This window comes from Streptomyces dioscori (assembly GCF_003024195.1).
Classification (GTDB): domain Bacteria; phylum Actinomycetota; class Actinomycetes; order Streptomycetales; family Streptomycetaceae; genus Streptomyces; species Streptomyces dioscori.
This window is the reverse complement of the sequence record NZ_KZ679040.1, coordinates 257,662-279,434: the sequence shown is the minus strand read 5'-3', so window position 1 is coordinate 279,434 and position 21,773 is coordinate 257,662. Positions and strand designations below refer to the sequence as shown.

The 21,773-nt window shown below is 70.2% G+C and carries 18 protein-coding genes and 2 tRNA genes; 12 read left to right on the top strand and 8 right to left on the bottom strand.

Annotated features, from left to right (window positions below; all coding sequences use genetic code 11):
- The first annotated feature begins 255 nt into the window (after window positions 1–255).
- Window positions 256–1,242, top strand: a complete 987-nt coding sequence (locus C6Y14_RS09220) for a D-2-hydroxyacid dehydrogenase (protein ID WP_225890980.1) — start codon at window positions 256–258, stop codon at window positions 1,240–1,242.
- 50 nt (window positions 1,243–1,292) lie between these two features.
- The gene (locus C6Y14_RS09215; protein WP_107016049.1) at window positions 1,293–2,699 is read left to right on the top strand and encodes an amidase; all 1,407 of its coding nucleotides are present in this window, start codon (window positions 1,293–1,295) and stop codon (window positions 2,697–2,699) included.
- Between the two features lie 185 nt (window positions 2,700–2,884).
- Here C6Y14_RS09215 and C6Y14_RS09210 read toward each other — a convergent pair whose 3' ends face one another.
- Window positions 2,885–3,385, bottom strand: coding sequence for a DUF3830 family protein (locus tag C6Y14_RS09210; RefSeq protein ID WP_199854682.1), 501 nt, complete (start codon window positions 3,383–3,385; stop codon window positions 2,885–2,887).
- Window positions 3,386–3,482: 97 nt separating this feature from the next.
- On the opposite strand from C6Y14_RS09210, the gene ehuB reads away from it, so the two are divergent.
- The 6 genes from ehuB (at window position 3,483) to C6Y14_RS09180 (ending at window position 7,792) form a co-directional block, all read left to right on the top strand.
- Window positions 3,483–4,418, top strand: coding sequence for an ectoine/hydroxyectoine ABC transporter substrate-binding protein EhuB (ehuB, locus tag C6Y14_RS09205; protein ID WP_107016047.1), 936 nt, complete (start codon window positions 3,483–3,485; stop codon window positions 4,416–4,418).
- The gene (gene ehuC / locus C6Y14_RS09200; RefSeq protein ID WP_107016046.1) at window positions 4,415–5,134 is read left to right on the top strand and encodes an ectoine/hydroxyectoine ABC transporter permease subunit EhuC; all 720 of its coding nucleotides are present in this window, start codon (window positions 4,415–4,417) and stop codon (window positions 5,132–5,134) included. Before ehuB ends, ehuC begins: the two co-directional genes overlap by 4 nt.
- Window positions 5,131–5,781: an ectoine/hydroxyectoine ABC transporter permease subunit EhuD gene (gene ehuD, locus C6Y14_RS09195; protein WP_107016045.1), complete on the top strand. Its 651-nt coding sequence runs from the start codon at window positions 5,131–5,133 to the stop codon at window positions 5,779–5,781. Before ehuC ends, ehuD begins: the two co-directional genes overlap by 4 nt.
- The gene (gene ehuA, locus C6Y14_RS09190; RefSeq protein WP_107016044.1) at window positions 5,771–6,589 is read left to right on the top strand and encodes an ectoine/hydroxyectoine ABC transporter ATP-binding protein EhuA; all 819 of its coding nucleotides are present in this window, start codon (window positions 5,771–5,773) and stop codon (window positions 6,587–6,589) included. Before ehuD ends, ehuA begins: the two co-directional genes overlap by 11 nt.
- A 236-nt stretch (window positions 6,590–6,825) precedes the next feature.
- Entirely contained in the window at window positions 6,826–7,584 is a 759-nt protein-coding gene (locus C6Y14_RS09185) for an IclR family transcriptional regulator (protein WP_107016043.1), read from the top strand.
- 131 nt (window positions 7,585–7,715) lie between these two features.
- A tRNA-Lys gene (locus C6Y14_RS09180) sits at window positions 7,716–7,792 on the top strand.
- 81 nt (window positions 7,793–7,873) lie between these two features.
- Here the strand turns inward: C6Y14_RS09180 and C6Y14_RS09175 are convergent.
- From C6Y14_RS09175 to C6Y14_RS09155, 5 genes are all read right to left on the bottom strand, one after another.
- The gene (locus C6Y14_RS09175) at window positions 7,874–9,544 is read right to left on the bottom strand and encodes a long-chain-fatty-acid--CoA ligase (protein ID WP_107016042.1); all 1,671 of its coding nucleotides are present in this window, start codon (window positions 9,542–9,544) and stop codon (window positions 7,874–7,876) included.
- A gap of 124 nt (window positions 9,545–9,668) precedes the next feature.
- Window positions 9,669–10,289, bottom strand: coding sequence for a lytic polysaccharide monooxygenase auxiliary activity family 9 protein (locus C6Y14_RS09170; RefSeq protein ID WP_107016041.1), 621 nt, complete (start codon window positions 10,287–10,289; stop codon window positions 9,669–9,671).
- A 135-nt stretch (window positions 10,290–10,424) separates the two neighbouring features.
- Window positions 10,425–11,261, bottom strand: a complete 837-nt coding sequence (locus C6Y14_RS09165) for a nucleoside/nucleotide kinase family protein (protein WP_199854681.1) — start codon at window positions 11,259–11,261, stop codon at window positions 10,425–10,427.
- A complete protein-coding gene (locus C6Y14_RS09160) occupies window positions 11,248–12,501 on the bottom strand; it encodes an SPFH domain-containing protein (protein ID WP_107016040.1) in 1,254 nt (417 codons plus the stop codon). Before C6Y14_RS09160 ends, C6Y14_RS09165 begins: the two co-directional genes overlap by 14 nt.
- Window positions 12,502–12,573: 72 nt before the next feature.
- The gene (locus C6Y14_RS09155) at window positions 12,574–13,962 is read right to left on the bottom strand and encodes a peptidoglycan-binding protein (protein ID WP_107016039.1); all 1,389 of its coding nucleotides are present in this window, start codon (window positions 13,960–13,962) and stop codon (window positions 12,574–12,576) included.
- A 315-nt stretch (window positions 13,963–14,277) separates the two neighbouring features.
- Here C6Y14_RS09155 and C6Y14_RS09150 point away from each other — a divergent pair.
- The 4 genes from C6Y14_RS09150 (at window position 14,278) to C6Y14_RS09135 (ending at window position 19,555) form a co-directional block, all read left to right on the top strand.
- Window positions 14,278–14,351, top strand: a tRNA-Lys gene (locus C6Y14_RS09150).
- A 116-nt stretch (window positions 14,352–14,467) separates the two neighbouring features.
- Window positions 14,468–15,178 carry a FadR/GntR family transcriptional regulator gene (locus tag C6Y14_RS09145; protein ID WP_107016038.1) on the top strand — a complete coding sequence of 237 codons (711 nt, stop codon included), beginning with the start codon at window positions 14,468–14,470 and terminating at the stop codon, window positions 15,176–15,178.
- Window positions 15,179–15,490: 312 nt separating this feature from the next.
- Window positions 15,491–17,518 (top strand): glycosyltransferase family 2 protein, encoded by a 2,028-nt coding sequence (locus C6Y14_RS09140; RefSeq protein ID WP_107016037.1) that lies wholly within the window; start codon window positions 15,491–15,493, stop codon window positions 17,516–17,518.
- 99 nt (window positions 17,519–17,617) lie between these two features.
- Window positions 17,618–19,555, top strand: coding sequence for a radical copper oxidase GlxA (locus C6Y14_RS09135; protein WP_107016036.1), 1,938 nt, complete (start codon window positions 17,618–17,620; stop codon window positions 19,553–19,555).
- A gap of 90 nt (window positions 19,556–19,645) precedes the next feature.
- Here C6Y14_RS09135 and C6Y14_RS09130 read toward each other — a convergent pair whose 3' ends face one another.
- Together C6Y14_RS09130 and C6Y14_RS09125 are read right to left on the bottom strand one after the other, a co-directional pair.
- Complete coding sequence (locus C6Y14_RS09130; protein WP_107016035.1) at window positions 19,646–20,665, bottom strand: glycoside hydrolase family 6 protein; 1,020 nt, start codon at window positions 20,663–20,665, stop codon at window positions 19,646–19,648.
- 416 nt (window positions 20,666–21,081) lie between these two features.
- Window positions 21,082–21,768 carry a class F sortase gene (locus tag C6Y14_RS09125; RefSeq protein WP_107016034.1) on the bottom strand — a complete coding sequence of 229 codons (687 nt, stop codon included), beginning with the start codon at window positions 21,766–21,768 and terminating at the stop codon, window positions 21,082–21,084.
- Window positions 21,769–21,773 lie beyond the last annotated feature (5 nt).

Here is a 21,773-nt window from a genome sequence, read left to right as displayed (position 1 = left end):
CGGATCGGGCGAGTGGTGGAGACCGGCCGCGGGCCGGGGGGACACATGCCGGCGCCTGGGCCGGGACGTCGGGACAGAGACGGACGGCACCCCGGAACCCGTGGGGGACAAGCCCGTGTTGACGAAGGTAGGTTCGGGTGCGAGCGTGGTCAATCCGCCCATCTCAGACGACTTGGCCGATGTCCCGCCGCAGTGCTCGGAGCAGTGCTTCGGACTCAGAGAAGCGGACCCTCGTTGCGAAACGGTTTCCCCCCGATGACCACTCCCTCGACCGCGCCCCTCTCCCCGAACATGGCCGAAAAGCCGACGCTGCTGGTGCTGGGCTCCGATCCGCCTCCCCGGCTCGGCCGGCTGACCGGGCGGGTGCGCGTCGAGTACGCGGACGACAGGACGCTCGCCGCGCTGCTGCCCACCGCCGACGCGCTCCTGATCTGGGACTTCCACTCGCGCGCCCTGCGCGGGGCCTGGCCGGGCGAGGGCCCGCGACCGCGCTGGGTGCACACGGCGAGCGCGGGGGTGGATCACGTGATGTGCCCCGAACTGGCCGCCTCCGACACGCTGGTGACGAACGCGCGCGGCGTCTTCGACCAGCCGATCGCCGAGTACGTGGCCGCGCTCGTCCTCGCCCTGGCGAAGGATCTGCCCCGCACTCTGGAGCTCCAGGGGGCGCGCGAGTGGCGGCACCGCGAAACGCGGAGAGTCGCAGGTACGCGCGCGTGCGTGGTCGGTTCCGGGCCGATCGGGCGGGCCGTCGAGCGGACTCTGGGGGCGCTCGGTATCACGACGGCGCTCGTGGGGCGTACCGCGCGCGACGGCGTGCACGGTCCCGAGGAGCTGGACCGGCTGATGGCGCGGGCCGACTGGGTGGTGTCGGCGGCGCCGCTCACCGGGGAGACGTCCGGGATGTTCGACGCGCGCCGCCTGGGGCTGATGCAGCCGTCGGCGTACTTCGTGAACGTCGGCCGTGGGCAGCTCGTCGTGGAGGACGCGCTCGTGCGGGCCCTTCGGGACCGGTGGATCGCGGGGGCCGCGCTCGATGTCTTCGCGCACGAACCGCTGGGTCCCGACAGCCCGTTGTGGGAGGTCCCCGGCCTGATCGTGTCCCCGCACATGAGCGGCGACACGGTGGGCTGGCGGGACGAACTGGGCATGCAGTTCGTGGAGTTGTACGAGCTGTGGGAGGCGGGTGAACCCCTGCCGAACGTGGTCGACAAGCGGCGCGGATACGTACCCGGTCCCTGACACCCGTCGGGGGCACGTCTGGGGCACACGTGGGAGGGGCGGATGACCGGATGACCGAGACCGAGCTCACCGAACTGACGGCCGTACGACTCGTCGAGGGGTACCGCAAGGGCGAATTCAGCCCCGTGGACGCGGTGCGGGCCGCGCTGCGCAGGGCCGCGGAGATCCAGCCCGCGGTGAACGCGTTCGTACGCCTCGACGAGGAGACGGCTCTCGCTCAGGCCGCGGAGTCCGCCGAGCGATGGCGGCGCGGTGAGCCCGCCGGGCTCGTGGACGGCGTGCCGGTCTCGGTGAAGGACATCCTGCTGATGCGGGGCGGGCCGACCCTGCGGGGTTCGCGGACCGTGTCCGCGGCCGGCGCCTGGGACGAGGACGCGCCGTCGGTGGCGCGGCTGCGCGAGCACGGGGCGGTGTTCCTGGGCCGGACGACCACCCCCGAGTTCGGCTGGAAGGGCGTCACCGACTCACCGGTGTCGGGGGTGACGCGCAACCCGTACGACCTCTCCCGCACCTCCGGCGGGTCGAGCGGCGGGAGCGCGGCGGCTGTGGCGCTGGGCGCGGGTCCGCTGTCGCTCGGCACGGACGGGGGCGGCAGTGTCCGTATCCCCGGCTCCTTCTGCGGGATCTTCGCGCTGAAGCCGACGTACGGGAGGGTGCCGCTGTATCCCGCGAGCGCGTTCGGGACGCTCTCGCACGTGGGGCCCATGGCGCGTGACGCGGCGGACGCGGCGCTGATGATGGACGTCATCAGCGGCCCCGACACCCGGGACTGGTCGGGCCTCGGGCCGCCGGCGGGCCCGTACACGGACGGTCTGGGCGAGGGCGTGCGGGGGCTGCGGGTCGCCTACTCGCCCTCCCTCGGCGGGCAGGTCGCGGTACGGCCCGGGGTCGCGGCGGCCGTACGGCGCGGGGTGGAGGGGCTGGCGGCCCTCGGCGCGTACGTCGAGGAGGCCGACCCCGACTTCACGGATCCCGTCGAGGCGTTCCACGTGCTGTGGTTCAGCGGGGCGGCGCGCGTGACACAGCGGCTCGGGCCGCGGCAGCGGGAGCTGCTCGATCCGGGCCTGCGGGAGATCGTCGGGCTGGGTGAGCGGTTCAGCGCGCTGGACTATCTCGCTGCGGTGGACGTCCGGATGGAGCTGGGGCGGCGGATGGGGCGCTTCCACGACACGTACGACGTGCTGGTGACGCCGACTCTGCCGATCACCGCGTTCGAGGCGGGGGTGGAGGTGCCGGGTGGGTCCGGGCTTCGCCGGTGGACGGGGTGGACGCCGTTCACGTACCCGTTCAACATGACGCAGCAGCCGGCTGCGACGGTGCCGGTGGGGGTGGACTCGGGCGGGCTGCCTGTGGGGTTGCAGGTGGTCGGTGCACGTCATCAGGACGGGCTGGTCCTGCGGACGGCGCATGCGCTGTACGCGGCGGGCATCGCGGGGCTTGCGCCGCCGCGCCCGTAGGGGCGGACAGGTCCGTTGCAACCTGCGGCCCGGTGGGGGCTGGCCGCGCAGTTCCCCGCGCCCCTAGGAGGGGCTGCGCCCCATCAGGGGCGCGGGGAACTGCGCAATCTTTTAGGGGCGCGGGGAACTGCGCGATCAGCCCCCACCGGGGCCGCAGGGACTCATCCACCGGGCAGCTCCCGGGCCTACGCGCGGCGGAACGTCAAGGATTCGCCCAGCGCGCCCGCCCGCCACAAGTCGTTGCATGCCGCAGCCATCGCGTCGAGGCCGTCCACCACCTGGCCCCACACGATCCCCGGCACCCACCCCACGTCACCGTTGAGCAGCAGGTTGTTGCGTTCGTAGAACAGGGCCAGGTCGATGACGGGGGCGCCCGCGCGGACGCCGGACGCGCCCCCGTACCCGTACGCCTGCGACCCCAGCTGCGTGCCGGAGAACGAGAAGTAGCAGAGGTCGCCCGGGATGGGCGTGACGGTCGGGTTCTCCAGGGGCGGTTCCGCGGGCGCGAACGCCGGGAACAGGGCGTAGATCTCGTTGCGGGCGTACTTGGCGTGGTACACGTCACCGCCGAGCGGCAACGCGTTCCAGACGGCCTCGCAGGTGATCGGCGCACGGTCGTCGAGGAGCTTCGCCGTGCAGTGGACTCCGCGCTCGGACAGGGACACGTCGATGTAACGGTCAGCCATGCGTTCCATGGTCCACCCGGGGTCAATACCCCCGCCGGAAGGAGAGGGGCGCAAATTAATCCGAATAATTTGCATCGCATGGGGTAGCCGCGCGCCCATGGCTCCACCAATTGGGAACGACTCGAAGGAAGCTTCGCCGGACGTCGGAAACCGCGGCCCGAGCCGCCGGTCACTGCTGGCGGGTGTCACGGCACTCGGCGCGTTCGGCGCGCTCGGTGCCGCCGGCTGCAGCCGGGTGGCCACCGCGTCGGGCGAGAACGGCGGTGACCTCCTGGACCGGCTGAAGGCGCAGGGCGTCGTCCGCCTCGGTATCGCCGGCGAGATCCCCTTCGGTTACATCGACAAGGACGGCGAGCTCACGGGTGAGGCCCCGGAACTCGCGAGGGTCATCTTCAAGCGGCTGGGGGTGGACCGCGTACAGCCCGTGCCGACGGAGTTCGGCTCGCTCATTCCCGGTCTGAAGTCCCAGCAGTTCGACGTGGTCGCCGCGGGGATGTACATCAACGCCGAGCGCTGCGCCCAGGTGATCTTCTCCGACCCCGACTACCAGATGCTCGACGCCTTCATCGTCCGCAAGGGCAACCCGAAGAACCTGCGCGACTACAAGGACGTCGTGAAGTCGGGGGCGAAGTTCGCGACCGGAACGGGTTACGCGGAGATCCAGTACGCGGTCGAGGCCGGGTACAAGGAGAGCGACATCCTGATCGTCCAGGACCAGGTCGCGGGCATGAACGCCGTCGAGGCGGGCCGTGTCGACGTCTTCGCGGGGACGGCGCTGACCACCCGGGAGGTCGTCAAGAAGTCCGGCAAGGTGGAGTCGACCGAACCGTTCGCGCCACTCGTGGACGGCAAGCCGCACACGGACGGCGGCGGCTTCGCGTTCCGTCCGACGGAGACGAGGCTGCGGGACGCCTTCAACGTGGAGCTGAAGAAGATGAAGGACAGCGGTGAGCTGCTGCGTATCCTGCGGCCCTTCGGCTTCACGAAGAACGAGATGACCGATTTGACCGCGAAGGAGTTGTGCGGCGGATGACATCGGGACTCTGGGAACTCGTACTCAAGGGGATCTGGGTCACCGTCCAGCTGCTGGTGTTCAGCGCGCTGCTGGCCGGGGCCGTCTCCTTCGTGGTGGGCATCGCGCGCGTCCACCGGCTGTGGATCGTCCGCTTCCTCGCGGGCTTCTACACCGAGGTGTTCCGCGGCACCTCGGCACTGATCATGATCTTCTGGGTGTTCTTCGTGCTGCCGATCGCCTTCGGCTGGCAGCTGGTCCCGATGTGGGCGGGCACCCTCGCGCTGGGTCTGACGTACGGGGCGTACGGCTCCGAGATCGTGCGCGGCGCCCTGAACTCCGTCGACAAGGCGCAGGTCGAGGGCGGTATCGCGCTCAGCTTCACGCCCTGGCAGCGACTGCGGCTGATCATGCTGCCGCAGGCCGTGCCGGAGATGATCCCGTCCTTCTCCAACCTGCTGATCGAGCTGCTCAAGGGCACCGCCCTGGTGTCCGTGATGGGCATGGGCGACCTGGCCTTCAGCGGGAACCTCGTGCGGCTCGCGCTGCAGCAGAGCGCGGAGATCTACACGTACATCCTGCTGATCTACTTCGTGATCGCCTTCGTGCTCACACGGCTCATGCGCGGACTGGAGAAGCGGCTCAAGGCCGGAGTCGGAGAGGTTCCTGAGAAGGGTGTGACCCAGGCAGAGCTGCACCGCCCGGAGACCACCGGAGTGGGCGGAGGTGCCGTATGACATGGGACTGGAGTGCCGTCGGCGACTTCATGCCGCACTTCTGGGACGGACTGCTGGTCACCCTGCAGGCCCTGGTGCTCGGCTCGCTGATCTCCTTCGCCCTCGGGCTCGTGTGGGCGCTGCTGATGCGCACGCCGACCCGCTGGGTGCGCTGGCCGGTCGGGGTCGTCACGGAGTTCATCCGCAACACCCCGCTGCTGGTGCAGCTGTTCTTCCTCTTCTACGTGCTGCCCGAGTGGAACATCACGTTCTCCGCGATGACCACCGGTGTCGTCGCCATCGGGCTGCACTACTCGACGTACACGATGCAGGTCTACCGGGCCGGTATCGAGGGCGTGCCGGCCGGCCAATGGGAAGCGGCCACGGCACTGAACCTGCCCCTGACCCGGACGTGGACCGCGGTGATCCTGCCGCAGGCGATCCGCCGGGTGGTGCCCGCGCTGGGCAACTACGTCATCTCGATGCTCAAGGACACGCCGCTGCTGATGGCGATCACCGTCCTCGACATGCTCGGTGAGGCGCGGCTGTTCTCCCAGCAGAACTTCCAGTTCACCGAGCCGCTGACGGTCATCGGTGTGGCCTTCATCCTCATTTCCTATCCGGCTTCCCTCCTCATGCGAGCCCTGGAGCGACGTCTTGTCCGCTGACACCCCCCTGACAGAAGACTCCGCCGCCAACCCGGCCGTGGACGGCAGCGAGCTGATCCGGTTCGACAAGGTCACCAAGCGCTTCGGCGACAACACGGTCCTCGACGACCTCGACTTCTCGGTCGCGTCCGGCAAGCACGTCACGTTGATCGGCCCGTCCGGGTCCGGCAAGACGACGATCCTGCGGCTGCTGATGACCCTGCTCAAGCCCGACGAGGGCACGATCAAGGTGGGCGGCGACTACCTCACCCACGAGGAGAAGAACGGCAAGCTGGTCCCGGCCGGTGAGAAGCACATCCGCGAGGTCCGCAAGAACATCGGGATGGTCTTCCAGCAGTTCAACCTCTTCCCCAACATGAAGGTGCTGCGCAACATCACCGAGGCGCCGGTCACCGTGCTCGGCATGTCCAAGGACGCGGCCGAGGAGCGGGCCCGCGAGCTGCTCGACATGGTGGGTCTGGCCGAGCACATCGACAAGTACCCGAGCCAGCTCTCCGGCGGGCAGCAGCAGCGTGTCGCGATCGCGCGGGCGCTCGCCATGCGGCCGCAGGTGCTGCTCCTCGACGAGGTGACGTCCGCGCTCGACCCCGAGCTGGTCGTGGGCGTCCTCGACGTGCTGCGGGACATCGCCCGCAGCACCGACATCACGATGCTGTGCGTGACCCACGAGATGAGCTTCGCCCGGGACATCTCCGACCAGGTACTGATGTTCGACTCCGGGCGAGTCCTGGAGTCGGGGCCGCCGGAGAAGATCTTCGGTGACCCGGAACACGACAGGACCAGGGAGTTCCTCGGCGCGGTGCTGTGATCGCCCGCCCCGGCCGGAGAGGCCGGGGCACCGGCTCAAGCCGCCGGCATATGCTGTACGGGTGAGCCACTGTTGAGGGGATCGGATCACGCCATCAATCCCGCCAACAGCCCCTCCACGCCCCCGGCCCGACGGCTATCGTGGAGGGGGCCCGGCCGTCCGGGCTGCGTTGATGTGCGGGTCGATGCGCGTGACGTCGGCCCGCGCGCCGGGCCGAAAAGCGCAGGGGGATCACCGTGGCGCTGAAGCGCGAGTCGACCGCGCCGTACCACTCGGCCCAGGACGCCCTGCGCGTCCTGGAGACCGTGGCACGGCACACCACCGGCATCACCGACATCGAACTCGCCCGGCACACCGGCCTTGGCACCGAGCGCCTCACCGCCCTGCTGCGCATGCTGCGCCGCGAGGGGTACGTGGAGCAGCTCGCGGACGGGGCGTACGTGACCGGGGAGGCCTTCGGCCGGCTGGGTTCCGCGCGCGAGCGGGACGAGGCACTGCGCGTCCAGCTCCAGCGCACCCTCGACCGGCTGCGCGACTCGGTCGGCGCCGCCGTCTACATGAGCCGGTACGTGGACGGTGAGATCCACGTCACCCAGTGCGCGGAGGGCCCGGCCACCCCTGCGGTCAACGAATGGGTGGACTTCCGGTCCGCGGCGCACGCCAGCGCCATCGGCAAGAGCCTGCTCGGCCAGCTCGACCTCAACGGCCGGCGCGACCACCTCTCCCGCCACCGGATGGCCCGGCTCACCTCGCGCACCATCACGAACGAGCGGGTCCTGCTGTCCCGGCTCGACGCCCAGGCGCCCACGGTGCCCGTGCTCGACCTCCAGGAGTACGCGATCGGCACGGTCTGCGCGGCGGTCCCCATCACGGCCGGTTCTGCGGTGGGCTGCCTCGCCCTCTCCCTCCCGGTGGAGCACGCCCACCGGCTGCGCGAGGCCGCCGACACCCTGAACCGGGGCGCGGCGCCGGTACTCCTCTCGCTGGCCATCTGAGCAGGCCGTCCGCCGACATCACGGCATCCGCCGGCGGTCCACCCCGCGCCCTTCAGGTGGTCCGGAGCACCCCTGAGGACCGGGTAGTATTTTCCCTGTCGCCAGCCGCGAAAGCGGTCGGCGAGAGTCACGCGCCGCTAGCTCAGTTGGTTAGAGCAGCTGACTCTTAATCAGCGGGTCCGGGGTTCGAGTCCCTGGCGGCGCACCAGAGCAACACAGCAGAGGGCCTCCGCGAGAGCGGGGGCCTTCTGCGTTGCCCGCACCGGCCCATGCCCGCCTACGCCCCGCCTCACCTCAGCAGCAGCTCCTCACGCCCCCGCGCCCGGTACCGCTCCACCAGCCCCTCGACGTCGGCCCCGCTCAGCGGCCGGTACCCGGCGCACCCCGCTTCCCCCACCGGCCGCCACCACACCGGGTCCGCGCACCGGAAGCCCTCGCGGCGCAGCCGGGCCCGGTGGATCTTGTTGGTGGCGGTGACCGGCATACGGTCGAGGACCCGTACGAAGCGGGGCGCCATCTTGGTGCCCAGGTCCGGCTGGGCGTCCAGGAAGGCCTCGAAGGCGAGCGGGTCGAAGGTGCCGGCCACGGCGGCCATGACCTGGTCGCCGGCCACCGGGTCGGGGACGGCGTACACGGCCACGGCGTCCGCGCCCTCGTAGCGGGCGAGGATGTTCTCGATGACGGCGGCGGCCAGGTTCTCGCTGTCGACGCGGAGCCTGTCGTCGGTGCGGCCCGCGAAGTACAGGAACCCGTCGGCGTCCCGGTAGAAGAGGTCGCCGGTCCAGTACCAGCCGCCCCTGCCCCGGGCCGCGTCCGCCGCCGGGTTGCGCCAGTAGCCCTCGAAGGGGTTGGGGCCGCGGTTCACCAGCTCTCCTATCGCCTCGTGCCCGTTGAGGAGCAGCCCGTCGGGGCCGAAGACCGCGGCGGGGCACTCGGCGCGGGTCAGCGGATCCAGCACCGCGAGGTCGTCGCCGGGTGCCGCCCGTCCGGTCGCGCCCTTCGGCGTCCCGGGCGACCACTGGATCGCCGCCCCGCCCTCCGACGACCCGTAGCCCTCCACCAGGCGCACCCCGAACCGCTCCTCGAAGGCCGCCGCGTCCACCGCCCCCGCCTCCGTCCCGAAGCCCGTGCGCAGCGGGTTGTCGCGGTCGTCGGCTCGGGCCGGGGTCTGCAGGATGTACTGGACGGCGCGTCCCACATAGGTGAAGTACGTGGCTCCGTAGGCCCGTACGTCCGGCAGGAAGGCAGAGGCGGAGAAGCGGCGCCGCAGGGCCACGCCCGCGCCGGCCGTGAGGGCGGGTGCCCAGTCGGCGATCACCGCGTTGCCGTGGAACATCGGCATGCAGACGTAGTGCACGTCGTCCGCGCGCACCCCGAAGTGACCGGCCAGCGACCGCCCGGCCGCCGCGAGCCGCCCCTGCGAGCAGATCGCCGCCTTGGGGGCACCGGTCGAGCCGGAGGTGAAGTAGAGGAGGTAGCGGCTGCGCGGGGTCGCCGGTCCCGGCTCGGGTCGCGCGTCCGCGTACGGCGCGAGCAGGTCCTCGTACGCCTGGGTGTCGGTCACCAGGACGCGTACGCCCGGGAGTTCGAGGCCGTCGAGGAGCGGGAGGTGGGTCCGCTCGGTGATGAGGACGCGGCATTCGGTGTGCAGGATGTCGCGGGCGAGTTCGGGGCCGCGGCGGGTGGGGTTGATCCCCGCGACGGCCGCGCCGGCGAGGGCCGCGGCGCCCAGCCAGAGCGGGAACTCGGGGGTGTTGTCGAGCAGCACGCCGATGTGCGGTTCCGCCCGGGGCGACAGCAGTTCGGCGAACAGCGCGGCGCGCGCCGCCGCACCCGCGGCCACCTCGTGGTGTGTCAGTGCCCGTCCCTCGCACCACAGCCCCGGCCGGTGGTCGTCCCACCGCTCCTGTACGAGTTCGGCAACGGTACGCGTGCCTGTGCCCACGCTCCTGGCTCCCATGGGGGCGCACCATAATTGACGGAGCGTCAGATGGGGAGGGACAGGGGCGGTACAGCTCCACGCACGCCGTCACTCCATGCCGACGTGCGTGGAACCTACCCGTGGGGGGTGGCGGGCCGGTCGCTCAGAAGGTGACGTCCGAGCAGGCGTAGAACGCGTTCCCCGTGTCGGCGATCGTCCACACCGCGAGGATCACGTGGTGTCCGCTCCGGCCCGACGGCAGGGCGCCGCTGTGCGAGAGCGTCGCCGGGGGCTGACCGCTGTAGGGGACGGTGAGGAACGGGGTGGTGTCCAGCGCGGACCGGGTCAGCGGAGCGTTCTGGTTCCAGCCGTTCTTGGTGATGTAGTACTTGAAGTCGGTCGTCGAGTGCCGTGCCGTGAACTGCCAGCGGAAGGTGTAGCTCTGCCCGCCGCTGACCTTCGTCGTCGGCCAGGCACCGCCCGAGGGCGTCGTCGCCTTGTCGAGCGCGCCGAAGTTCGTGTGGTTCGCGGAACAGATCTGGCCGTCCGAGGGCCCGCCCGCCGGGAAGCCCTTGGGGCCCTCGACGCTCTGCGGCTCCCACTGGATGGCACCGCAGTTGGCCACGCCGCCGTTCTGGCAGAGCTTCTGCCGGCTGACGGGGAGATCGGTGTAGCCGTGGCCGGTGGCACCGCCGCTGGAAAGGACGATCGCTCCGGTGGTGGCGAGTCCGACGGCGGCGGCGTACCACTTCAGCCGCTTACGGGGTGGGGGTGTCTCTCGCATGCTGCCGCTCCTGGAGAACGTGGGGGAAGTTCCGTGAGCCGTGCGTGCGCATCGCGATGCGTAAAGCGATGATTCAGGTCTAGACCAAGTACCAGATTATTGCCAGGACTTGGCTGTGTCCATATCAAGTCCACGTCAAAAGCGGGATGGGTCCATACCAATTCCCAAGGGACCGCCGGAGGGACCGCCGGGGAGGCCGCCGGGGAGGTCGCCGCCGGGCAGGCCGACAGGGAGGCCGATCGTGGATACGACCCGGTGGCACCGGTCCCGCGACTTCTCCACCAGCTGCCCGTTCGGATCGTCGTTGGTGGCCACCCAGTCCCGCGCCTGCGCCTCGTCCCTCCCACCCGCCAACTGCCGCTCCACCAGCCTCTCGTGCCGCACGCCCCCCGGCGCCTCCACGTACCAGCACTCCCCCATGAGCACATACGCGTCCCGCCATCCCGGCAGATCGCAGGCGAGGTAGTTCCCCTCGGTGACGACGAGCCGGGCGGCCCCGGGCACCAGGTGCCGCGCGGCGACGGGCTCGTGGAGCGTGCGGTCGTAGTCCGGTACGTAGATGTCGCGGACGGTCTCGTCGAGGACCCGGCGCAGCAGATCGACGTATCCCCACACGTCGAAGCTCGGCTCGGAGCCCTTGCGGGCGGTCAGGCCGAGGCGTTCCAGCTGGGCGTTGGAGAGATGGAAGCCGTCGAGCGGCAGATAGGCGGCGCCCTCACCGAGGTGTGCGACCAGGGCGCGGGCGAAGGTGGACTTGCCGGCGCCGGGCGGCCCCGCCAGGCCCAGCACGGCCCGCGGGGTGTCCTCGGTCAGGTTCCAGGCGTCCGCGGCGAGGCCGTCGAGGGTGTGGGGACGGGCGGGGGTGTGCGGGCCGGTGAGGTCGCGGGGGCCGCCGGCGGAGCCTTCGGGGTCGGCGGCGGAGACTCCGGGGCCGGCGGCGGGGAGGGGGGTGCGGGGGTCATCGATCTCCATGCCCCGTATAGAACGCCACCGTCAGGTCCTTCACCAGGGCCTTGCGCTCGTAGTCGTCCAGCTCGACGAGACCGCGCAGGGTCAGCCGGGTCACCGTGTCCTCGACGGAGTCGACGACGGAGGTGAGGACCTTGTCGCGGTGCCGGGCGTCCAGGGCCGCGATCCGGCGGCGCTGCATCACGGCGGCGATCTCGGGCGCGTACTCCACCCCGAGCGGCTGCGCCGAGTACACCTGGAGGCCGGCCGCCGCCGCCTCCGCCGCCACCAGCCGGGTCAGCGAGTCGCTGACGGCCTCCGTGTTGCGCAGGGTCGCCAAGTCCGCCGCGCCCGAGGTGTCGGGCCCGTAGGGCGAGTTCGGTGACAGATCGGCCGGCAGCTGCGCGAGCACCCGGGCGAGCGCCGCCTCCACGCACTCGCGCAGATACAGCTCGTGGTCCTCGACGCCGAGCGCGGCACGGGCGGTGTCCCGCACCCGCCAGACGACGAGCACGACGACCCGCAGCGCGACCCCGTTCGCGTCGACCGCGGGAATCGCCTCGCTCCGCCAGTGCCGCAGCCGTACGTCGATCCGGCGGCGCAGCACCAGCGGGTTCACCCACATCAGCCCGGTACGCCGGACCGTGCCCCGGTAGCGGCCGAAGAGGCCCAGCACCCAGGCCCGTCCGGTACGGCCGCGCGCCAGCCCGCCGAACCCGAACAGCGCGAGCGCCCCGCTTCCCGCGAGCGCCGCCCACTGCGGTCCGCCGAGCCCGGCGCCGGTGTGCGCGGGCAGGCCCAGCGCGTCCACGGCGAGCGGCGGCAGGACACCCGCCCACCAGGACGCCAGGACGCAGCCGGTCGTACCGACGGCGCCCGCCAGCACTCCGGCCAGGCCCGGCAGCACCCGCGCGGGCCGCTCGACGAGATCGGGGTCGACCTCCGGCGTGGGCCTCGGCCGCAGCGGGGCGGGCGGGCGCCGCGCGATCCGCGGCTGCTCGCCCGTACCCCGCCGACGGCTCACCACCGCGGGCGCCAGCGCCACGGACACCGGTTCGGGTTCGTCGCGGAAGAGCAGATGGACCGGGATCTCGGTGGTCGCCTCGTTGTGGATGACCCGCGCCCCGCGGCCACCCGCCTCCCGACCGCCGGTGTCGCGTCCCCCGGTGCCACGTCCACCGGTGTCCCGGCCGCCGCTGTCCCGGTCGACCGCCTCCGGCGGCCCCTCGGACTCGGGCGAGTGTGAAGTGGTCGTCGTACTCATACGTGCCTCCGTGCCTCCGCGCCAGGAAGAACCGCCGTGCCGTGGAACAACCGCCCTAGTGCGACAACCGCCCTAAGGGGCTTCGGCGAAGAGCCGTCGCCAGGTCTCCGGCCCCGGGTAGCCGTCCGCCGCCCCGCCGCGCCACCCCTGCGCGCGCTGGAACGCCTCGACGTTGCGCCGGTCGCCCTCACCCCAGCGCGGTCCCGGGCCTCGCGTGTAGTACGTGCCGAACCCCTTCTTCACCAGTTGCCTCCCCAGCCGGGTGACGTGGTCGTTGTCCGCGCCGGGCCGGAACTTCGCCCGTCCGGGATAGCCGGGCACGCCGTGCGAGGCGACACCGCCGGCCGGTGGCTTCGCGGGGGTTCCTGGGCTGCCGGCGCTCGCGGGCCGGACGTCCCGGCCCTTCCCGTTCACCAGGTACGACCAGGTCGTCGGCCCCGGCAGCCCGTCCGCGTCGGCCCCGGTCCAGCCCTGCGCCTGCTGGAACGCCCGGGTCGCCCGCCGGTCGGCGTCCGACCAGCGCGGCCCGGGACCCGAGGCGTAGAAACTCCCCGCGCCCCGCGCGACGAGCATCCGTCCCAGCCGGGTGACGTACGCGTTGTTCGCACCGGGCCCGAAGGAGGCGGCGCCGGGATAGCCGGCCCCGGCCGGAGAGGTGACGGGCGTACCGGTACCGGCCCCCGTGCCGCCCTTGCCCGGCTCCGGCTTGAGCCCCTTGTAGCGATACGCGAGATAGCGGGCCGAATTGCTCCAGTAGGCGTAAGGAGTGGCCTGCCTGCGGGCGTGCGGACGCGCCAGCTCGTACGCGATGTAATGGCTCTGCGTGTAATCCGTCCAGCCGCCGAAAATCACGACGTGGGACCCTTTCTCGGGGTCGGACGGATTGTGGAAGAGCAGCATGTCGCCCGGCTGGAGATCCCCCTTGGAGACCCTGACGCCGTACGTGTCGAGGCTGCCCGTCCATTCGTTGCCGCCGAGGTTCCAGGCCATCGAGACGAAGCCGGAACAGTCCTGGCGGTAGCCGTCGGACCAGTACGCGCCCATGTTGTACGGCACCTGCGCGACGACCCACTGCCTGGCCCGGTTGATGATCTCGGCCCGGGTGGTCTGCGGCGCCTTGATCCTGGCCGGCACACCCGAGGGGCCGTGCAGCGGGGCCGCGCCGCCCTGCGGTGTGCCGGGGTCGTCGGCCGCGGGGGCGCCGGGCCGCTGTGGGGCGTGTGCGGCGGCCACGGCGGGGGTGACGCCGGCCGCGCCGAGCACCGTGCCGGTGGCTGCCGCCAGGGCCAGCGCCACGGGGGTCCGTCCAGCCCGGGCGAGGGCGTGCGCCGGGGCGTGGGCCGCCGGGTGGCCGCCGTGGCCGCCGGTTCTGGAATGCGGCAGTACGCGCCGCCAGTGGGTACATCCGGGGCAGTCGCAGTCGCTCTCGGGATCGAATTCCTCGAATGCCGGAGCGGGCATGCTTTTCCCGTCGTCGTCCTGTTGAAGATTTCCGCGCGTCTGCACGTCCGTAAGTTTCGCAACGTGTCGCATGGACCGCATGTTGACGGTCCGAATGATGTACGACTTCCTCCGGCGGGTGGCTTCGATTTCGGCTGCGGGTCCGGTGGGGGTTGCTCGCGCAGTTCCCCGCGCCCCTAGGCGGGCAGGGGCGCAGCCCCGCCCTTCAGGGGCGCGGGGAACTGCGCGGCCCGCCCCCACCGGACCCGCAGCCGAAATCCCCCGGTCAACCGCCCCGCGAAGGTCCGGTAGAGTTCTCGTCGGCGACAGCCACCCGCGCCGCTAGCTCAGTTGGTTAGAGCAGCTGACTCTTAATCAGCGGGTCCGGGGTTCGAGTCCCTGGCGGCGCACAAGAAGCAAGAAGACGTACAAGAAGACGTACAAGAAGCAACGAAGAGGCTCCCCGCAACAAGCGGGGAGTCTCTTCGCGTATGGCCGAACCCTTACGGCCCGCTACCCTCTCGCCATGGCGCGCGACCTCCAGGAGCAGATCAAGAAGCTCATCATCGACCGTCGGCTGCCCTCGGGCGCCGTACTGCCGACCGAGCCCGACCTCATGGAGCTGCTCGGCGCCAGCCGTAACTCCGTGCGCGAGGCCCTCAAGGCCCTCCAGGCGATGGGCATCGTGGAGATCCGGCACGGCTTCGGCACCTACGTCGGACCGATGTCCATGGCACCGATGATCGAGGGCCTGGCCTTCCGCACGGTCGCCGGGCACTACCGCGGCGAGGACAGCCTCCTGCAGCTCCTGCAGCTGCGCGAGGCCGTGGAGACCGGCCTGGTCTCGCGCGTGGCGGGCAACGTCCCGCCGGACGATCTGGCCGTTCTGGACGCACTGGTCGCGCGCATGGAGGCGGAGGCCACCGCCGGAGCGGGTCTCGCCGAGACCGACCGCGCGTTTCACGCCACTCTCTACCGGGGTCTGGGCAACCTTCTGCTGAGTGAACTGCTGGAGGCGTTCTGGGACGCCTTCCACCGCGTACGCACGGACCTCGTGGAGCTTCCGCAGGATCCGAAGGTCACCTGCCGGCAGCACCGGGAGATTCTCGACGCGGTGCGCTCGGGTGACTCGGGGCGGGCCGAGGACGCGATAAGAGAACACTTCGGCAACATCCGTACGCGGTTGACAGCAACGGTACCGAACGAGACCAGCAGGCTCCCCAATGAGCGCGTATGACCGGTAAACACCGTGTTTCGCATCTTGCGATCATGACGAACCGCATAGAACCCTGGGCAACAAGAGGCTGCGGTTACAGAGCAGTTGGGGGCATGAAAGCGGTTGCGTACGAAGGCGGGGATTGGGGCCCTGTCAATGAACGGATGTCGAGGGGGGCATCATGCAACCGGAAGGCCGCTCAGCCATGTCTATAAGGTGTGTGGATGATGTGGTGACGGGGGCCTGCTGTTGATACGCCTGTGCGGGTTCAGGGGGACCGGCCGGCGAAGGGAACAACGAGCACGTGGAAACTCGCGTGTGGGGGGATGACTCATGACGTCGACGCCGACGGGCGCCCGGCAGAACTCCGACCCGTCCGAGACCACCCAGCTGAGGGTGCCGTCACAGACGCGGACCGGCACTTTCCGCAGAATCAAGAAGAACCTGCCGAGATACGACTACGAGCACTACAGCCGGCTCGCGGGTCCTCTCACACAGCCGGACCCGACCAAGCCGTACAAGGTGCAGTACCGCACGCTGCTCTCGCAGGAGCCGCACCGGCTGCGCGCCGCCCTGATGCTGGGCGCGGCCCCGCTCCTCTCGCTCGTGCTGCTGGCCTGGCTGCTGCAGCCCACGCACTGGACCGAACGGGACTATCCCGCGTACGACTTCCTGCCCGCGCTCGACATGGTGATGCTCGTCTCGATCGGTCTGATCGAGCTGTTCCGCTGCATGAACGTGTTGTCGAACGCGCACGCCACGCTGGTCGCCCGCGACCCGATCCCGGTGGTGCCCGAGACCGGCACCAGAGTGGCCTTCCTCACCTCCTTCGTGCCCGGCAAGGAGCCGCTGGAGATGGTGACGAAGACCCTGGAAGCCGCGGTGCGGATCCGGCACCGCGGCCTCATGCATGTCTGGCTGCTCGACGAGGGCGACGACCCCGAGGTGAAGGCGGTCTGCGAGCGCCTCGGTGTGCACCACTTCTCCCGCAAGGGCGTCGCGAAGTGGAACCAGAAGAAGGGCCCGCACCGCGCCAAGACCAAGCACGGCAACTACAACGCCTGGCTCGACGCGCACGGTGACCACTACGACTTCTTCGCCAGCGTCGACACCGACCACGTACCGCTGCCGAACTACCTGGAGCGGATGCTGGGCTTCTTCCGCGACCCGAACATCGGCTTCGTGATCGGCCCGCAGGTCTACGGCAACTACGACAACCCGATCACCAAGGCCGCCGAGTCGCAGCAGTTCCTGTTCCACGCGCTGATCCAGCGCGCGGGCAACGCGTACGGCTCGCCGATGTTCGTGGGCACGTCGAACGCCGTGCGCATCAAGGCGCTGAAGCAGATCGGCGGCCTGTACGACTCGATCACCGAGGACATGGCGACCGGCTTCGAGATCCACCGCCACAAGAACCCGGTGACGGGCAAGAAGTGGCGCTCGGTCTACACCCCGGACGTCCTCGCGGTCGGTGAGGGCCCGAACGCCTGGACGGACTTCTTCACCCAGCAGATGCGCTGGTCACGGGGTACGTACGAGACGATCCTCAAGCAGTACTGGAAGGGCGCCTACTCGCTGCCGCCGAGCAAGTTCTTCAACTACACGATGATGATCATCTTCTACCCGATGTCGGCGCTCAACTGGATCCTGGCCGCGCTGAGCTGCGCCCTGTTCCTGGGTCTCGGCGCCTCGGGTGTGAACATCGACCCGGCGATCTGGCTGATGCTCTACGGCAACGCCTCGGCGCTGCAGATCGGCCTCTACGTCTGGAACCGCCGCCACAACGTCTCGCCGCACGAGCCCGAGGGCTCCGGCGGTGTGGCGGGCATGATCATGTCCGCGCTGTCGGCGCCGCTGTACGCGAAGGCTCTCATCGACTCGATGCTGCGCCGCAAGAGCAAGTTCGTGGTGACCCCGAAGGGCGACTCCGCGAGCCCGGACACCTGGTTCGGCACGTTCCGGTACCACTGGTACTTCATCGCGATCTTCAGCGGTTCGATCACCGCGGGCTTCGTCTACGGTCATGCCCACCCGGCGATGATCATCTGGGCGACGTTCGCGCTGCTCATCACGGCCTCGCCGATGTTCGCCTGGCGCTGGATGATGCGGCAGGACAAGAAGGGGAGAAAGCACCGGCACGGTTCCCCCCAGGAGCCCCCGGCCGCCCCGGCACCCGTGTACGACAGCCGGATCCCCCTCCAGCCGCAGCAGTCCCAGGTGCCCGCGCACGCGGCCCCGCACGGGCAGCAGCACCCGCCGCAGCACGCACCCCAGCACAAGCCGAGCTGGGCGTCGGGCGGGGGCAACGACCAGACCGTGCAGATCTCCCTCGGGGGCCGGCACCGTTCGTCCGGGGAATGAGAGGCGCGGCCACCGCGCCGCGTATCCACCCCAGAGGCCGGACCGGGCAGGGGGCCCGGTCCGCGCCGGCCAAGTCAGTCGAGTTAGACGGGAAATGAAGTGAAAGACGGTTCCAGCCGCCGCCGTGCCCGCCGCATCGCGATAGGTGCGGCGGTGGTGCTTGCGCTGGCCGGGATGAACGGACCCGCGCTCTACCGCTTCGGGTCGGAGCAGTACCACGAGTACAAGATCAACAGACCTGAGTACAAGGCCGAGAACGGCAAGTGGGACATCGTCGAGTTCCCCGAGAAGTACCGGCTGAACACCATTCACGCCGCGCTGCTGCACACCGGCAAGATCCTGCTCATCGCCGGTTCGGGAAACAACCAGGACAACTTCGACGCGAAGAAGTTCGACACCCGCATCTGGGACCCGGTCAAGAAGACGATCAAGAAGGTCCCGACGCCGGCCGACCTGTTCTGCACGGGCCACACCCAGCTGCCCAACGGCAATCTGCTGATCGCCGGCGGCACCAAGCGCTACGAGAAGCTCAAGGGCGACATCACCAAGGCGGGCGGCCTGATGGTCGTCCACAACGAGAACCCGGACGAGCCGATCACCCTGCCCGCGGGCACCCGCTTCTCGGGCAAGGAGAACGGCAAGACCTTCGTGTCGAAGGACCCGGTCGTCGTCGAGCGCGCCAAGAAGGTCTTCGACAAGGCGACCGGCAGGTTCCTGCGCAACGAACCGGGCCTCGGCCGGATCTACGTCGAGGCGCAGAAGAGCGGCACCAAGTACGCGACGGGCACGCAGGACAACTACCGCGTGCAGGGCCTCTCGGGCGCCGACGCCCGCAACACGTACGGCATCGCGCAGAAGCTCGCCCTGGACAAGAAGGACTTCCAGGGCATCAAGGACGCCTACGAGTTCGACCCGGTCGCCGAGAAGTACATCAAGGTCGACCCGATGAACGAGGCGCGCTGGTACCCGACGCTCACCACGCTCTCGGACGGCAAGATCCTCAGCCTCTCCGGCCTGGACGAGATCGGCCAGCTGGTGCCTGGCAAGAACGAGGTGTACGACCCGAAGACCAAGAAGTGGACGTACACCGACGGCGTCCGCCAGTTCCCGACCTACCCGGCGATCTCGCTCATGCAGAACGGCAAGCTGTTCTACTCGGGCGCGAACGCGGGCTACGGACCCGACGACGTCGGGCGTGACCCGGGCGTCTGGGACCTGGAGACGAACAAGTTCAAGAAGCTCAAGGGCATGTCCGACCCGAAGCTCCTGGAGACCGCGGGCACGGTCCTGCTGCCGCCCGCGCAGGACGAGAAGTACATGGTGATCGGCGGCGGCGGGGTCGGCGAGTCCAAGCTGTCCAGCAAGAAGACCCGCATCATCGACCTGCTGGCCGACAACCCGAAGTTCGTCGACGGCCCCGAGATGGAGAAGGGCACGCGCTACCCGCAGTACTCGATCCTCCCGGACGACGACGTGCTGGTCTCGGGCGGCTCGGAGGACTACCGCGGGCGCGGCGACACCAACATCCTCCAGGCGCGGATGTACGACTCGAAGACCAACGAGTTCAAGCGGGTCGCCGACCCGCTGGTGGGCCGCAACTACCACTCGGGCTCGATCCTGCTGCCCGACGGCCGCGTGATGTTCTTCGGCTCGGACTCGCTCTACGCCGACAAGGCCAACACGAAGCCGGGCAAGTTCGAGCAGCGCGTGGAGATCTACACGCCGCCGTACCTCTTCCAGGGGTCGCGGCCGACGCTCTCCGGCGGTCCGAAGACCGTCGAGCGCGGCGGGACGGCGGCGTTCACGTCGAAGCACTCCTCGTCGATCAAGTCGGCCCGGCTGATCCGGCCGAGCGCCTCGACGCACGTCACCGACGTCGACCAGCGGTCGATCGCGCTGGACTTCGAGAAGACGAAGAACGGCATCGAGGTCACCGTCCCCAAGAGCCGCAACCTGGTCGAGTCCGGCTGGTACATGCTGTTCGTGACGGACGACCAGGGCACCCCGAGCAAGGCCCAGTGGGTGAAGATCCCCTGACGGACCCGGTTCGTACGTGACTGGGGGCGCCCTCCTCATGCGGAGGGCGCCCCCAGTCACGTACGAACCGTGAGAATCATCTACAAGCAGTCACTGCTTGCTCGCCTTCGCGAGCTTCAGCGCGTACTCCGGCCACCACTGGCCCGCCTTCGGGCCGCCCTTGCAGGTGCCGTCGGACTCGCCGGGCCGCTTGACCCACACATAGGCGTCGACGAGGTCGTCACCGGTGTCCGTGGTGGGTGTCTCGCCCAGTGCGCGTCCGGGCGGGTTGCACCAGTTCTCCTCCGGGTCGCCGTCCGTGTAGGGGCCGTTGCCGTTGCGGCTGGTGTCGATCACGAACGGCTTGTTGCCGACCTTCGACGACAGTTCCTTGCCGTACTTCGTGCTGTCGGGCGTCTTGTAGAAGTTGGAGACGTTGACCGCGAATCCGTCGGCGGTCTCGACGCCCGCCAGTTTCAGCGGCTCGGCGATGTCGTCGGGCTTGCCCCAGCCCGCGTTGCCTGCGTCCAGGTAGACCTTGGTGTTCTTCAGGGACTTGAACTTCTCCACCGCGCCGCGGAGCAGGTCGTAGCGCTCCTCGTGGAACTCGTCCGGGGTGCAGCCGTCCACCATGTGCAGCACCGCGTCCGGCTCCAGGATCACCGTGGTCGCCCGGTCGCCGATGCCCTTGGCGACCTGGTCGATGAAGGTCCGGTACGCGTTGCCGTCGGCGGCGCCGCCGCTGGAGAACTGGCCGCAGTCGCGGTGCGGGATGTTGTAGACCACGAGCAGCGCGTCCCGGTCGGCCTTCGCGGCGGCCTCGGTGAAGCCGCGCGCCTCCTGCTCGGCGTTCTCCGGGGTCAGCCACTCACCGGTGGGCTGCTCGGCGATCCTGCGGATCAGTTCGGCGTCCTCGTCCTTGCCGTCCTTCACATAGGTGGCGACCTGTTCGGCCGCGTTCCCGTCCGGGTTGACCCAGAACGGGTCCTTCTCCTTGGGCTGCTGGCTCATCCTGGCGCCCGACGTGTCCTTGTCGCCGCCGTCGTCCGAGGACGAACATCCTGCGAGCAGCAGCACAGCTCCGGCCACCGCCACGGACGCCCTTGCCCCGGCCCCCCTGCTCCCGTACATCGAAAAACTCCCCCTCGGGTGCACCGTCCGAAGTACCAATCCTGACATACGTGTCGGGCCGCCCACGGGCACAGTCACGCCTTGGCGGCCAGCTGTTACAGCGCTGGACGACCGGGCGGTCGCGGAGCCTGGCGGACCTGCCCGGACACCACGGCCACCTGCGCGGATAACGCAGTGCCACCGCGCTGGGACTTGGCGTCATTCAGACCCTAGGCCGGAACGCTCATCCGTTCTAGAGTCGTCCCAGACGGCCCCGGCCCCCGGCTGTCCGGGCATCCGCCCGTTCGCGGATGGGACCCTGAACCTCCCGTGCCGGTCGCCGGGTTACTCCCGCAGCCCGTGCGCGCACGGTCGAGGACCAGCCCGGTCGACGGCTCCGGGGGGAGCGGGTCGTCGACCGGGCCAGGTGCTGACGCTCATCCGTGCCGGGTCCCGCTGAGGTACGCGGAGACGACCACGTTCGCCGTGTAGGTGCGGGTGCCGCGGTCGAAGGAGCCGCCGCACGTGATGAGCCGCAGCTCGGCGCGCCCGGTCTGCCGGACCCCGTACACCTTCCGGGCGTCGAAGCGGTCGCGGGCGAAGACCTGTACGTCCTCGACGGTGAACTCGGCGACCGTGCCGTCGTCCCGGACCACCCGGACCGCCGCGCCGGGCCGTATCTCGCTGAGGTGGTAGAAGACCGCGGGCCGGGTCTCGGTGTCCACGTGCCCGACGAGCAGCGCGGTCCCGGCCGCCCCGGGCCGTACCCCGTCCTCGTACCAGCCGACCGTCCCCGGCTGCCCGTACGGCGGCGGATCGACCGCCCCGCCCGGGTCGAGGCCGCGGCTCACCACGGGTGCCCGTACGCCCAGTGCGGGGACGTCCACGCGCTGGGGGCGCGCGTTGCCCAGGGGCCGGACCGCGGGCGGCAGTTCGACGCCGAGCGGGCGGCCGACCGCCGCCACGTCACCGGTGGTCGGCGAGGAGATGCCCTGCCGTACGTCGGTGACCTCGCGGCCCCACAGCCACAGTCCGAGCAGCAGCAGCGCCCAGGCGACCCCCATCAGGAGCCGGCCGCGTCCCGCCGTGCGGTCCCGTTGTTCCGTGTGCGTGCGTGGTGACATGGCCC

What these genes read in the sequence shown, in the direction of transcription:
- C6Y14_RS09145 (WP_107016038.1), top strand. Translation starts at nt 14,468, where the DNA reads ATGGCGCGCGACCTCCAGGAGCAGATCAAGAAGCTCATCATCGACCGT.
- C6Y14_RS09160 (WP_107016040.1), bottom strand. Translation starts at nt 12,501, where the DNA reads ATGAGTACGACGACCACTTCACACTCGCCCGAGTCCGAGGGGCCGCCG.
- C6Y14_RS09125 (WP_107016034.1), bottom strand. Translation starts at nt 21,768, where the DNA reads ATGTCACCACGCACGCACACGGAACAACGGGACCGCACGGCGGGACGC.
- C6Y14_RS09130 (WP_107016035.1), bottom strand. Translation starts at nt 20,665, where the DNA reads ATGTACGGGAGCAGGGGGGCCGGGGCAAGGGCGTCCGTGGCGGTGGCC.
- C6Y14_RS09140 (WP_107016037.1), top strand. Translation starts at nt 15,491, where the DNA reads ATGACGTCGACGCCGACGGGCGCCCGGCAGAACTCCGACCCGTCCGAG.
- C6Y14_RS09175 (WP_107016042.1), bottom strand. Translation starts at nt 9,544, where the DNA reads ATGGGAGCCAGGAGCGTGGGCACAGGCACGCGTACCGTTGCCGAACTC.
- C6Y14_RS09215 (WP_107016049.1), top strand. Translation starts at nt 1,293, where the DNA reads ATGACCGAGACCGAGCTCACCGAACTGACGGCCGTACGACTCGTCGAG.
- C6Y14_RS09165 (WP_199854681.1), bottom strand. Translation starts at nt 11,261, where the DNA reads ATGGAGATCGATGACCCCCGCACCCCCCTCCCCGCCGCCGGCCCCGGA.
- C6Y14_RS09210 (WP_199854682.1), bottom strand. Translation starts at nt 3,385, where the DNA reads ATGGCTGACCGTTACATCGACGTGTCCCTGTCCGAGCGCGGAGTCCAC.
- C6Y14_RS09170 (WP_107016041.1), bottom strand. Translation starts at nt 10,289, where the DNA reads ATGCGAGAGACACCCCCACCCCGTAAGCGGCTGAAGTGGTACGCCGCC.
- ehuC (WP_107016046.1), top strand. Translation starts at nt 4,415, where the DNA reads ATGACATCGGGACTCTGGGAACTCGTACTCAAGGGGATCTGGGTCACC.
- C6Y14_RS09220 (WP_225890980.1), top strand. Translation starts at nt 256, where the DNA reads ATGACCACTCCCTCGACCGCGCCCCTCTCCCCGAACATGGCCGAAAAG.
- C6Y14_RS09155 (WP_107016039.1), bottom strand. Translation starts at nt 13,962, where the DNA reads ATGCCCGCTCCGGCATTCGAGGAATTCGATCCCGAGAGCGACTGCGAC.
- ehuD (WP_107016045.1), top strand. Translation starts at nt 5,131, where the DNA reads ATGACATGGGACTGGAGTGCCGTCGGCGACTTCATGCCGCACTTCTGG.
- ehuB (WP_107016047.1), top strand. Translation starts at nt 3,483, where the DNA reads ATGGCTCCACCAATTGGGAACGACTCGAAGGAAGCTTCGCCGGACGTC.